The sequence below is a fragment of the Kitasatospora sp. NPDC032150 genome (assembly GCF_055579945.1).
On record NZ_JBVIMH010000006.1, the window covers coordinates 234,482 to 247,988 of the forward strand.

The 13,507-nt window shown below is 70.3% G+C and carries 7 protein-coding genes; 2 read left to right on the forward strand and 5 right to left on the reverse strand.

Annotated elements, in window-relative coordinates:
- Positions 1 to 81 precede the first annotated feature (81 nt).
- Both murJ and ACZ5ON_RS10430 read right to left on the reverse strand, forming a co-directional pair.
- Entirely contained in the window at positions 82 to 2,493 is a 2,412-nt protein-coding gene (murJ, locus tag ACZ5ON_RS10425) for a murein biosynthesis integral membrane protein MurJ (RefSeq protein WP_465588579.1), read from the reverse strand.
- Positions 2,494 to 2,536: 43 nt separating this feature from the next.
- Positions 2,537 to 5,089, reverse strand: a complete 2,553-nt coding sequence (locus ACZ5ON_RS10430) for a DUF6049 family protein (protein ID WP_465588582.1) — start codon at positions 5,087 to 5,089, stop codon at positions 2,537 to 2,539.
- 397 nt (positions 5,090 to 5,486) lie between these two features.
- On the opposite strand from ACZ5ON_RS10430, the gene ACZ5ON_RS10435 reads away from it, so the two are divergent.
- Complete coding sequence (locus tag ACZ5ON_RS10435) at positions 5,487 to 6,908, forward strand: CCA tRNA nucleotidyltransferase (protein ID WP_465588705.1); 1,422 nt, start codon at positions 5,487 to 5,489, stop codon at positions 6,906 to 6,908.
- A gap of 18 nt (positions 6,909 to 6,926) precedes the next feature.
- Here the strand turns inward: ACZ5ON_RS10435 and ACZ5ON_RS10440 are convergent, their stop codons facing one another.
- From ACZ5ON_RS10440 to ACZ5ON_RS10450, 3 genes are all read right to left on the reverse strand, one after another.
- Positions 6,927 to 8,360 (reverse strand): MFS transporter, encoded by a 1,434-nt coding sequence (locus ACZ5ON_RS10440; RefSeq protein WP_465588585.1) that lies wholly within the window; start codon positions 8,358 to 8,360, stop codon positions 6,927 to 6,929.
- Positions 8,361 to 8,507: 147 nt separating this feature from the next.
- On the reverse strand, positions 8,508 to 9,590 hold the full coding sequence (locus ACZ5ON_RS10445; protein WP_465588590.1) for an inositol-3-phosphate synthase: 1,083 nt from the start codon (positions 9,588 to 9,590) through the stop codon (positions 8,508 to 8,510).
- Positions 9,591 to 9,733: 143 nt separating this feature from the next.
- On the reverse strand, positions 9,734 to 10,411 hold the full coding sequence (locus tag ACZ5ON_RS10450) for a PadR family transcriptional regulator (RefSeq protein ID WP_344639024.1): 678 nt from the start codon (positions 10,409 to 10,411) through the stop codon (positions 9,734 to 9,736).
- Between the two features lie 527 nt (positions 10,412 to 10,938).
- Between ACZ5ON_RS10450 and ACZ5ON_RS10455 the strand changes: the two genes are divergently transcribed.
- A complete protein-coding gene (locus ACZ5ON_RS10455; protein WP_465588595.1) occupies positions 10,939 to 13,407 on the forward strand; it encodes a transglycosylase domain-containing protein in 2,469 nt (822 codons plus the stop codon).
- The last annotated feature ends 100 nt before the right edge of the window (positions 13,408 to 13,507 follow it).

The following is a 13,507-nucleotide window of genomic DNA, read 5'->3' on the forward strand; positions in this document are numbered from 1 at the left end:
CGCTGAGGGGACCCGGTGGTTGCCCGCCGGTGAACGGATGGCCCTTCGGACCGGACGGCGGGCGTACCGGTTGACGTCAGGTCAGCGTCCGATCCGGCTCCGCACCATACCGATCATCCCGTTGAGCTCCTCGATCCGCATCCGCCTGGCCATCGCCGTGAAAACCGCCAGCTGTGCCGCGGCGGCCACCACGAGGGTGAGTACGCTGCCCGGCCAGCCGTCCAGCACGCCGCGGAGCAGCAGGCTGATCCCGAATCCGGCGACGGAGGCGGGGACGCAGGCGATGGCGAGCCGGACGTAGGTCTTGGCGATCCTGGGGGTGTCCAGGCCGCCGATCCGGGCCCTGAGCCTGGGCAGTGCAACCGCCACGCCCACGGCGTAGGAGGCGCCGTAGCCGAGCGCCATCCCGGTGACCGCCAGGTGGGCCGGCAGCACAAGGTAGCAGAGCACCGCCGTACCGGCCTGGCAGGCGGCCACCCAGACGGTGTTGGAGAACGGGGTGCGGGTGTCCTCGTAGGCGTAGAAGCCGCGCAGCAGGACGTACTGGACGGAGTACGGGATCAGGCCGAGCGCGAAGGCGGAGAGCATGTAGCCGACCGCGGTGCTGCCGTCGGCGGCCGAGCCGCCGTTGCCGACACCGTAGACGGCACCGCCGATCACCGGGCCGAGGGAGAGGAAGAGGAAGGCGGCGGGGACGATGGCCACCGCCGAGGTGCGCAGCCCGTACGAGAGGTCGTCGCGGACGGCGCCGGGGTCCTGGTCGGCGGCCGAGCGTGAGAGCCGGGGGAGGACGGCGCTCATCACCGAGACGGTGATCACCGCCATCGGCAGCTGCCAGATCAGCAGGGCATTGGAGTACGCGGCGAGGCCCGCGCCCAGGTGGCCCCTGGCCTCGGCGGCGCGCCCGGCCGCGGTGGCGAGCTGGGTGACCACCAGGTAGCCGGCCTGGTTGGCGAGGACGAACAGGAAGGTCCACTTGGCCAGCCGGGCGGCCTTGCCGAGGCCGTGGCCGCGCCAGTCGAAGCGGGGCCTGAAGCGGAAGCCGGACGCTCGCAGGTACGGGATCATCGAGAGTGCCTGGACCGCGAGGCCGAGCAGGGTGCCCAGGCCGAGCAGCCGGATGCCCTCCGGGGTGATGCTCGCCGGGGTGACCTCGCTGTGCTGGAAGGTGCCGAAGACCCAGAGGTACGCCCCGAAGGTGAAGATCACCACGATGTTGTTGAGGACCGGGGTCCACATCATCGCGCCGAACCGCCCGCGGGCGTTGAGGATCTGACCCATCACCACATGGACGCCCATGAAGAAGACGGTGGGCAGGCAGTAGCGGGCGAGGGCGACCGTGGTGTCGGCGCTGGCCTGGTCGCGCATCAGCGAGTGGGAGATCAGCTGGACCAGCAGCGGGGCGCCCAGCACGGCCGTGAAGGCGACCCCGGCCAGCCCGGTCATCACCAGGGTGAGCAGCCGGTTGGCGTAGGCGGTGCCGCCGTCCTCGTCCTGCTTCATGCTGCGGACCAGCTGCGGCACGAAGACGGCGTTCAGCGCGCCGCCGCCGATCAGGATGTACAGCAGGGTGGGCAGGGTGTTGGCGGCGTTGTAGGAGTCGCCCATGGTGCCGACACCGATCGCGGCGGCGATCACCATGGTGCGCAGGAAACCGGTGACCCGGGAGGCCAGGGTGCCGGCCGCCATGACGGCGCTGGAGCCCAGCAGACCGCCGGTCCGCCCGCCGCCCCCCGTGCCCGAGTCGTCGCTCTCGCCGCCGCCGTCCGGTGCGGGTTCGGGTGCCGGTTCACCTCCGGGTGCGGTGGGCGGCGCCTCGACGGTCTTCGGCCCGGGCTTCTCCGTCACCGCCACTGCCACCTCGACCGCGGCCGCGGTGTCGGCTCCGGCCCCGACCGGGTCCTCGGCCGGTGCCTCGGCGGCGGACCGGAGCACGGCCTCGGCCTCGGAGAGCGGCGGGTCGAACTCGATCGGCGGGACGAACGGCCGCTCCTCGGCGGACCTTCCGCGGTTCCTGCCGCCCGTCTCGCTCAGCAGCGCGTCCACGCCGACGTACTCGGTGGTCTCGGTGTCCCGGGGGGAGCCCTGGCGGGCGGGTTCCGGCGCGCCCGGCTCGGTGCTGTCCGGGAGTTCGTCGAGGGCGGCCGAGGCCCAGCGCGGGGCGGGCGCGGTCAGGCTCGGTCCGGGCCGCTGAGTTGGCTGCTGCGGCAGCTGCGGGGCGGTTGCCTCGGACTCCTCGCCCTTCCGGGCCTCCTCGGCCGCGCGCCGGACGCCGTACGGGTCCGGGTCGGCCGGGGTGCGGTACGGGTCGGCCGCGTACGGGTCCTGGGCGTAGGTGTCCGCCAGGTACCAGTCCGAGGTGGTCTGACCGGCGTCCGGGCGATCACCTCCGTCGGCGGGCTCCACAGAGCCCGCCGACGGAGGAGTGGCGGCGCGGTCGTGCGCCTGGCTACGGCCCTGGCCCTGTGCTCGCGCCTCGCTCCGCTCGCTCATGCCACCTCATCGCTGGTCGGGTGGTCGCCCGGGTGGGCGTCCGTCAGGGACCAACCTTCTCATCACCCGAGGCCCGATTCCGGGCATCTTCGGTCGACTCCGGCTTTGCGTCGGCGTCCTTGGCCGCTTTCGCCGTTCTGGCCGGCTGTGCGGCCTTCTCCGCTTCTGCCGGCTGGACGTCCGTGTCCGTGTCCCCGGCCGGCTGGACGTCCGTGTCCGTGTCCCCGGCCGACTGAGCGTCCGCGTCCGTGTCCTCGTCCTGGCCGGTGGCCGCCGCACCGTCCTCGGCGGAGTCGGCAGGCCCGGTGGACTCGGCGGAGTCGGCAGGCTCGGTGGGGTCAGCGGGTTCGGCCGAGCCCTCGGTGCCGCCCTCGGTGGCGGGCTCGGCGGCCCGCTTCTTGCGCTGCAGGTAGAAGCGGATCCCGCCGAGCAGGATCAGCACCACACCGCCGCTGATCGCGTACAGCACGCCCGAGGTCACGTTCTTGACGTCGACCTCGAAGGTCATCGGCGGCCCGTACGGCTGCGGGTCGGCCCCGGTGGTCCACAGCTGCGCGGTCATCTGCACCGTGCGGTTGGCCTGTGCCACGGCCGGGAAGCGGAGGGTCCGGCTGGTGGTGGCTTCCAGGACCACGTTCTCCGGCGGGCCGACGTTGAGGCGGTTCACCTGGCCGGAGATCAGTCGCAACTGGAGGTTGCCGACGGCCTGGTTGAGGTCGTTCTTGACGCTGACCAGCAGCGTTCCGTTGTTACCTGCCAGGGTGACGACCCGCTTCGGCAGGACCTTGACGGCCGAGACCAGGTTGTTGAGGTAGTCCTGGGCGCCGTTGCGGTACGCCTGGCCGTCGTCGGGCCGGTCACGCCACCCGGTGGACATCGCGCGGACCATGGCGGCGTTGAACGGGCCGCGCACCCGCTGCGGCTGGGTGCAGATCGTCAGCAGCTGGTCGAGGCCGCCCTCCATGCCCATGGTCTTCTCGAGCGCGCTGCCGGGCAGCTCGGAGTCGTGGAGCTTGCCCGGGTAGTCACCGGGGGACTGGACGCTGGTGTTGGCACCGGTGTCGGGGGTGGCGGTGGCCACCGTGCTGAGCTTGACCTGGCTGATCCAGTTGCCCTTCTGGGCCGCGGTGATCGCGTCAGAGAGGGCGGTGGCGGTGCCCACCGTGAGGTTGCGCGGCGGCATGACCAGCAGGTTGCGCTGGGTCTCCGGCTGCTGCTGGGTGATCGTCATGGTCTCGGCCAGGAACCGCTGGGTGGCCGAGGTCCTGGCCTGGGCGGTGGCCAGGTCGGTGTCGAACAGCTGCGAGAGGGTGTGGTCGGCGACCACGGCGGTCTGGCCGTCGCCGATCTGGCGGGCAGCGTTCGGGGTGTAGTTGAGCGAGTCGGACAGGTCGTCGCCGTCGACCAGGAGGAGGTTGTCCCCGGCGGTCCTGGTGAGGTCGACGATCTGGCGGTCCAGCCGGCCCTGGTAGGGCCAGGCGACATTGGTCCGGATGTCCGTCGCCAGGCGCCCCTCCGCGGTGACCTGTCCGGCCGTGCCCGCCTTGCGCAGGGTGGTGTCCATGCCGCCGAGCTGTGCGCCGTTGTGCGCGATCGAGGCGATGTCGGGGTCGGCGTAGGGGAGGGCGACGACCTCGTCGCCGCCGGTGGTCACGGCCTGGCGGAGCTTGGCCAGCCAGGCGGTGGCGGCGGCCCGGCCGGTGCCGGGGACGGTGTTGTCCTCCTTGGCCGTCTCGCCCGCGGTACCCGGCTTCTGCACCCGGTACGGCTTGGTCATCGCGTACACGGTGTCCAGCAGGTCCGGGTCGACGACCCAGGTCAGACCGGGCAGCTTCTCACCGATGTCGACCAGCTTGTACAGCCGTCCACCGGCGGCCAGCTCGGTGGCCAGGTTGTCGTCGCGCAGCACCGGCGTCTGGTCGCTGTCGGGCATGGTCTGCGCGACCAGCTCGGGGGCGTGGGTCAGCGGCCACAGGGTGGCGACCTGGGTGGGCTTGCCGCTCTGGTCCGCGTTGTACGGCAGGAAGGTGCGGGCGATGCCCAGTGCGTGGGACCGGCTCTGGTCGGCGGTGCCGCCCCAGACGTCCACCGCGAGCTCGTACACCCCGCCCTTGGAGATCTTCAGGTCGGAGGGGTTCACCTGGAGCGTGAAGGAGCGGGTCTGGCCGGCGGGCACGTCGCCCATGTCCGCGGTCGGGGAGCCCAGGTCGACCCCGTCCTGACCGGTGGGCTCGGTGCGGTCGGCGACCCGCGCGATGTCACTCCTGGTACCCAGCGGCCGGCCGGTCTGCGAGGCGCGGATGCCGGCGTGGATCTTCTTCAGCGCGGAGTCGCCGGAGTTGGTGACCCGCCCGGTGACCAGGATGGCGTCGTTCTGCCCGACCACGGTGGGGGTGACCGTGTCGATCGCCACGTTCGCCGGGTAGTCCGGGGAGGACGCGGTCGGGGTGAGGGCGGGGCGCCCGGAGACGGCGATCGCGGCCGGGGCGGTGCTCAGCAGGGCCGCCCCGCTCGCCAGCAGCGCGGCGAGGCGCTTGGCCGCCCGTCCGCCGCTTCCGTAAGCCCTCAGCCCTGAGTGCCGTGCCGGCTCACTCACGCGCTTCGCCCTCGCCGTTCTCGATCGGTCGCGATCAGTGGTTCTGGAAAGTCACTGCTGTCACTGCATGAATAGGTACCGCAGAAATGGCCGTACGGTTCCCGCCGCGGACCGTTTCGGACCCGGTCTCTCCGGTCCCTCGCAGGCCCGTGGTCTCGCCCGCGTCGTGCCGGGCGGGCCCCGTGGCCCGTACCGTTCCCCCCGCATGGTAACGACGCCGCCGCGTGCCCAGTGCTGCGGGCCGGTGGCTGTGAGGGAAAGGCCGACCGTGTGCGGGTCTCCGGGAAAGCAACAGGCGGCGGGCCGGGCCGGACACGTACCCTTGTGAGCCGTGTCCACTGCCAATGAGCCCAGCACCAATCATTCCAGCACCGCCGCCTCCGGCTCGCTCCCAGGACTGACCGAGGCCCAGACCCTCGGCCTTCAGGAGCTGCTGCGGGTCTCCCCGGTGGCCGACGAGATCGCCCGCCGCTTCCAGGCGGCCGGCCACCGGCTGGCCCTGGTCGGCGGTTCGGTGCGCGACGCCCTGCTCGGCCGGCTCGGCAACGACCTGGACTTCACCACGGACGCCAGGCCCGAGCAGGTGCTCAAGCTGGTGCGCGGTTGGGCGGACGCCGTCTGGGACGTCGGTATCGCCTTCGGCACCGTCGGCGCCCGCAAGGACACCCCGGCGGGCTCCTTCCAGATCGAGATCACCACGTACCGCTCGGAGTCCTACGACCGCTCTTCGCGCAAGCCCGAGGTCAGCTACGGCGACACCATCGAGGAGGACCTGGTCCGGCGGGACTTCACCGTCAACGCGATGGCCGTGGACCTGCCCGGGCGCGGCTTCATCGACCCGCACCACGGCCTGGAGGACCTGGAGGCCCGGGCGCTGCGCACCCCGGCGACCCCCGAGGAGTCCTTCTCCGACGACCCGCTGCGGATGATGCGGGCCGCCCGCTTCGCCGCCCAGCTGGACTTCACCCCGGCCCCCGAGGTGGTCGCGGCGATGACCGCGATGGCCGAGCGGATCGCGATCGTCTCCGCCGAGCGGGTGCAGGGCGAGCTCAACAAGCTGCTGCTGTCCGATCACCCGGTCAAGGGCCTGCGGCTGCTGGTCGACACCGGGCTGGCCGACCAGGTGCTGCCCGAGCTGCCCGCGCTGCGCCTGGAGCGCGACGAGCACCACCGGCACAAGGACGTCTACGAGCACTCGCTGACCGTCCTGGAGCAGGCCATCGCGCTGGAGACCGACGGCCCCGACCTGACGCTGCGGCTCGCCGCGCTGCTCCACGACATCGGCAAGCCGCGTACCCGCCGCTTCGAGTCGGACGGCCGGGTGTCCTTCCACCACCACGAGTTGGTCGGCGCCAAGATGACCCGCAGGCGGATGCGCGAGCTCAAGTACTCCAAGGAGCTGACCGAGGACGTCGCCCGGCTGGTCGAGCTGCACCTGCGCTTCCACGGCTACGGCAGCGGTGAGTGGACCGACTCCGCGGTCCGCCGGTACGTCACCGACGGCGGCCCGCTGCTCGAGCGCCTGCACAAGCTGACCCGCTCCGACTGCACCACCCGCAACAAGAAGAAGGCCGCTGCGCTGTCACGCACCTACGACTCCCTGGAGGAGCGGATCGTGCAGCTCAAGGCCAAGGAGGAGCTGGACGCCATCCGCCCGGCCCTGGACGGCAACCAGATCATGGAGATCCTGGGGCTGAAGCCGGGCCCGCAGGTCGGCAAGGCCTACAAGCACATGTTGGAGCTGCGCCTGGAGCACGGCCCGATGGACCACGACAGCGCGGTCGCGGCGCTCGAGGAGTGGTGGGCCGCACAGGGCTGACGCGTCGTCAGTGGATCGTCAGGTGGTCCGGCGGCCGGGGTGTTCGGAAGATCCCGGCCGCCGGGCGGCCGCCGGGCCCGGGGCGGTCGAGGCGTCCGGTCCGGTACGAGCCGGGGGCAGTGGCGGAACGGGTGCGCGCCTGGCGGCCCGGGCGTACCCCGCGGCGGTGAGCGCGTAGACCAGGGCGGTGCCGGCCACGACGGCCACCGAGCGGCCGTCCAGCGGCAGGACCAGCGCGGTCACCCCGGCGGCGGCGACGAAGGCCGCGTTGAACAGGACGTCGTAGAGCGCGAACACCCGGCCGCGGAACTCGTCCTCGACGGACTCCTGCACCAGCGTGTCGGCGCAGATCTTGATGCCCTGGGTGATGACGCCCAGCAGCAGGGCGGCCGCCATGCTCGGACCGACGGCGAACCACAGTCCCAGCGCGGGCACGAAGACAGCCGCCGAGGCCGCGCAGGTCGTCAGCCAGCCGGCCAGCCCGAGTCGGCGGGTGCACCAGGGACTGATCAGGGCGGCGAGAAAGAAGCCCAGTGCCGAGGCGGCCACCGCCGTGCCGAGGGTGGCCATCCCGGCGGCGCTGTCGCCGGGATCGTTGAAGGAGTACCGGGAGAGCATCAGCACGGTCACCACCAGGAGCCCGTAGCAGAACCGGGAGACCGTGACGACGGCCAGCGCGCCCACCGCCGGACGGCAGTCGTGGACCAGGTGCCGCACGCCGTCGGCCAGTTCGCGGGCCGCCACGCCGAGGGCCCGGTGCAGCGCCGGGCGGTCCGGCTGCGGGTCGGGGCCGAGCAGTCCGCCGGGGATCCGCCGGGCGGCCAGCGCGGCGCTCAGATAGAGCAACGCGGCCAGGGTCACCAGGGTGGCGTCGGCCCGCGGGCCCGGCGGCAGTATCTGGTGGACCGCGAAGCCGATGCCGCCGCCGCAGGCCGCGGCGATCGTGCCCGCGGTGGGCGAGAGCGAGTTGGCGGTGACCAGCTGCCCGGGGGCGACCACCCGGGGGAGGGCGGCCGAGAGCCCGGCCAGGATGAACCGGTTGAGCGCGGTCACCAGCAGCGCGGCGGCGAGGAACAGCCACTCGGGCGCCCTGGCCAGCAGCAGTGCGCCGGTGATCAGCCCGAGTCCGCAGCGGGCCAGGTTGCCCAGGTAGAGCACCTGCCGCCGGCGCCAGCGGTCCAGCATCACCCCGGCGAAGGGGCCGATCACCGAGAACGGGAGCAGTAGCACCGCGAGTACCGAGGCGATGTCGGTCGGGCTGGACTGCCGCTCCGGGGAGAAGATCACGTACGAGGCCAGGGAGACCTGGAACACGCCGTCGGAGAGCTGCGAGAGCACCCGGGCGGTCAGCAGGCGGCGGAAGTCGCGGCCCCGGAGCAGCCCGCCCAGGGAGGTTCGGGACGAGAGACGGGCGCGGTCGAGTGAGGTGCTTCCGTTCTCCGTGAGAGCCACCAGCCCAGAGTGCCACGTCGGACACTTCGGTTTCACGTGAAACCTCGGCGCGGTTTCACGTGAAACCCGCCTCCGGAGACGGCCGAAGGGCCCCGGCCGGAAAGCCGGGGCCCTTCGAAGGAGATCAGAGCTTCAACGCTCGGGGCTTCAGCGCTCGACCTCGCCGCGGATGAACTTCTCGACGTTCTCGCGGGCCTCGTCGTCGAAGTACTGGACCGGCGGGGACTTCATGAAGTAGGAGGAGGCCGACAGGATCGGGCCGCCGATGCCGCGGTCCTTGGCGATCTTCGCCGCGCGCACCGCGTCGATGATGACACCGGCGGAGTTCGGGGAGTCCCAGACCTCCAGCTTGTACTCCAGGTTCAGCGGGACGTCACCGAAGGCGCGGCCCTCGAGGCGGACGTAGGCCCACTTGCGGTCGTCCAGCCAGGCGACGTAGTCGGACGGGCCGATGTGGACGTTCTTGGCGCCCAGGTCACGGTCCTTGATCTGGGAGGTGACGGCCTGGGTCTTGGAGATCTTCTTGGACTCCAGGCGCTCGCGCTCGAGCATGTTCTTGAAGTCCATGTTGCCGCCGACGTTCAGCTGCATGGTGCGCTCGAGGATGACACCGCGGTCCTCGAAGAGCTTCGCCATCACGCGGTGCGTGATGGTGGCGCCGACCTGCGACTTGATGTCGTCACCGACGATCGGGACGCCGGCCTCGGTGAACTTGTCCGCCCACTCCTTGGTGCCGGCGATGAACACCGGGAGGGCGTTCACGAAGGCGACCTTGGCGTCGATGGCGCACTGGGCGTAGAACTTGGCGGCCTCCTCGGAGCCCACCGGCAGGTAGCAGACCAGGACGTCGACCTTGGTGTCCTTCAGGACCTGGACGACGTCGACCGGGGCCTCGTCGGACTCCTCGATGGTCTCCAGGTAGTACTTGCCGAGGCCGTCGAGGGTGTGGCCGCGCTGGACGGTGACGCCGGTCGGCGGCACGTCGCAGATCTTGATGGTGTTGTTCTCGCTGTTGCCGATGGCGTCGGCCAGGTCGAAGCCGACCTTCTTGGCGTCGACGTCGAACGCGGCGACGAACTCCACGTCACGGACGTGGTAGTCGCCGAACTGCACGTGCATCAGCCCGGGGACCTTGCCGGCCGGGTCGGCGTCCTTGTAGTACTCGACACCCTGCACCAGCGACGCGGCGCAGTTACCGACGCCCACGATGGCTACGCGAACCGAACCCATTCCGGTTGCTCCCTGTGATCTCATGAGTTCCGTCGGAAGACCGACGGTTCTCGTATTTCATCTCTGTATGACTGGATGACGGGCGCGCGCTGCGCCCACACCTGCCGTCCGCCCTGGTCTGCTGTGACACCGGGCACCGGCGGTCAGCGCTCCCTGTCGGAGCGCCCCGGGCGGTCGTGCGGTGGCCTCGGCGGGTCCGAGGACCCGGCCTCCTGGCCACGGCCGTCCGAAGTCCGTGGATCTCCCGCACCGGTGCGCCCGGTCCGGGTGGCCCGCTCGGTCTCGATCAGCTCGTTGAGCCAGCGGACCTCCCGCTCCACCGATTCGAGACCGTGCCGCTGGAGTTCCAGTGTGTAGTCGTCGAATCGGTCGCGGGTACGGGCGATCGAGCTGCGCATCCGCTCCAGCCGCTCCTCCAGCCGGCTGCGCCGCCCCTCCAGGACGCGCATGCGCACCGCGCGGTCGGTCTGGCCGAAGAACGCGAAGCGCACGCCGAAGTGCTCGTCCTCCCAGGCGTCCGGGCCCGAGTCGGCCAGCAGCTCCTCGAAGCGCTGCTTGCCGTCGGCGGAGAGCCGGTAGACGATCTTCGACCGCTTGCCGTTGAGCGCGGTCGCCGGGACGTACTCGACGTCCGGGTTGTCCTCGACCAGGAAACCCTGGGCGACCAGGCTCTTCAGGCAGGGGTAGAGCGTGCCGTAGGAGAAGGCGCGGAACGACCCGAGCAGCACATTGAGCCGCTTGCGCAGCTCGTAGCCGTGCATCGGGGCGTCGTGGAGCAGACCCAGGACGGCGAACTCCAGTACCCCGGAGCGTCTGCTCATGCCGTCCTGCCTCCCTTCCCGCGTTGTGTCCCGACCGTTGTGCCGGATCGATGTGTCGGTCCGATGTATCGGCTCGATATATCGAGAGAACAGTAGACCTGGGTCACTGAACGGGCAAGGGGGGCACGGGTGAACGTGATCACAGGATTCCGAACGGCCTTCAGAAAACCTTCAGGAAGGCCTCGGTCAAGCCCCAGGAAGGCCGCGTTGGCAACGGCCATGTAATGATCTGGCGGCATTTTGTGGCTTTTGTTACTTAATGCCCGATTAGTAGCTGTTTACAGGTGCGTACGCTGTCGCGTGTGCACGAGGACCACCTCCGGGGTGTAGGGCGGTTTCGGGCATCGGAAGTGAACCCTGCCCTCAGGTCCGAAGCGGCCTGACCGAGGAGTTGCTGGAAGATGAGCGATCACCGGCGTAGGCCCAACCCGGGCGGTGAACAGCCTCCGGGCGGCCGGGCGGCTGGTCAACGTCCGTCCGCCTATGGCCCCCCTGATGGTGCGCCTTCGCGCAGCCGGCCCGCCGGGATGCGCGAGACTGCCCAGCAGCCTCGGCTGACCAGGGCCGAGATGCGCAAGCAGTCCCAGAAGGGCAGTCCCCCGAGCGGACCGCCCGGCGGGCCCACCGGGCGCGGCGGCGGCCGCGGCGGTGGCAATGGCGGCGGCAAGGGACCGGGCAAGAAGCGGTTCATCGACTACCCCCGGTACGGCAAGTCCGGGATCCGTCGCTGGCTGCCGTCCTGGAAGCTGATCCTGACGACGTTCCTGATCTTCTTCGGCAGCGGGGTGGCCGCGGTCGGCGTCGCGTACGCGATGACGCCCGTTCCCAACCCCAACGACCTGGTGAACGAGCAGAACAACATCTACTACTGGGCCGACGGTTCGGAGATGACCCGCAAGGGCTCCACCAACCGCCAGGTGACCCCGCTTGACAGCATCAGCCCGGCGGCCCAGAAGGCGGTGGTCGCCGCCGAGAACGAGACCTTCTGGACCGACAAGGGTATCGACCCCAAGGGCATCGCCCGCGCGGTCTACAAGATGGCCAGCGGTGGTTCGACCCAGGGTGGCTCGACCATCACCCAGCAGTACGTGAAGAACGCTTACCTGAACCAGGACCAGACGCTCAGCCGTAAGTTCAAGGAAATCTTCATCACGCTGAAGATCAATCGGCAGAAGTCGAAGCAGGACATCCTCGAGGGCTACCTGAACACCAGCTGGTTCGGCCGCGGCGCCACCGGTATCCAGGCCGCCGCGCAGGCGTACTACGGAGTGGACGCCAAGGACGTCAACGTCTGCCAGGGCGCGATGCTGGCGGGTCTGCTCAAGGGCGCGACGTACTACGACCCGACGCTCAGCGACTCCAACCGCAAGAACATGCAGGAGCGCTGGAACTACGTTCTGACCCGGATGGTCGTCACCAAGGCGATCACCCAGGCGGACCGGGACAACTGCGGTGCCACCTTCCCGGAGCCGATCAAGAAGAAGGCCCCGTCCAACATGAACGGCGAGGTCAGCTACCTGGTCGACCTCGCCGACAAGTACCTGGCGGCCAAGGACCCGACGATCACCCAGGCCTCCATCGACAAGGGCGGCTACCTGATCCACACCACCTTCGACAAGAACAAGGTGGCGGAGCTGAAGAAGGCCGTCGACGACGTCAAGTCGGAGAACCTCCACCCGGACACGTCGGACAAGGACAAGTACGTCCAGGTCGGCGCGGCCTCGGTGGTCCCCGGTGACGGCGCGATCGTGGCGATCTACGGCGGCGACGGCGTGGAGAACGGCCACTACACCGACAATGCCGACACCGTCGGCATCCCGGTCGGTTCGACCTTCAAGCCCTTCGTCCTGGCGACCGCCATGCAGACCGGCGTGCAGACCAAGACCGGGAGCGACGGCAATCCGGCCAGGATCAGCATCAACAGCCTCTACAACGCCAACAACATGAGCCAGATCTACAAGGCGGACGGCTCACCCGCGATCGGCGACGACGGCAAGCCGTACCACCAGAGGAACGACGACGACAACATGCCCGGGGCCGTCACGCTGAAGACGGCCATGCAGTACTCCTACAACGTGCCGTTCGTTCAGCTCGGCCAGGACGTCGGCGGCAGCAACGTCGAGAAGATGGCCATCGCCCTGGGCCTGCGCAAGGACTCCCTGGCGCCGAACACCTCGCTCACCTACCCGCTGGGCACCTCGACCCCGAGTGCGATCCGGATGGCCTCCGCGTACTCGGTGTTCGCCGCCCGGGGGCAGCAGGTCGACCCGTACTCGGTGACCAAGGTGCTCTACCAGGGTGTGGAGAAGCCGGCCTTCAACCGTCCGAAGAACGCCACCAAGACGGTGCTGGACCAGCCCGTCGCGGACAACATCACCGACGTCCTGCAGAACGTGGCGGAGAACGGCACCGGTAAGAAGGGGACGAAGGACCTGGGCCGTCCGGTGGCCGGCAAGACCGGTACCACCGACGCCGGTACCTCGGCCTGGTGGGTCGGCTACACCCCGCAGCTGGCCACCTCGGTCGGTATGTGGCGCGAGGAGCCGGGCAAGCCGGGTCTGCTCTCGCTGGTCGGTACGGCCGGTCAGACCACCATCCACGGTGGTGACTTCCCGACCGAGATCTTCACCCGCTACATGAAGGTGGCGCTGGCCGACCAGAAGGCGCTGGACTTCCCGACCTCGGACATCACCGGTACGGAGGTCGACTCCAAGCAGGCGCCGCCGCCGAGCCCCTCGGCCGCCCCGTCGACCGCTCCGTCGACCAGCCCGTCGGCCAGCGCCAGCACCGGGCCGAGCCCGTCCGCCAGCTCGTCCCGCCCGGCGGAGCCGAGCAACTCGCCGGGGCCGTCGGAGAGCTGCTTCTTCGGGCCGCTCTGCAGCTCGCCCTCGCCCTCGCGCAGCAAGCCGCCCCGTCCGGGCAAGTCCAGTACGCCGCCGAACCCCAGCTCCAGCCCGACCGACGGCGGAGCCGCGAACCAGGTGGCGGGCAACTGACCGCAGTGGTGCAAGGCCGGTGGGGGGGGGGGGGGGGGGGGGTGGGAGTGGTGATCCTGCTCAAGGGCTATCTGGCTTCGCCCGTCCTGCTCAACCTCAG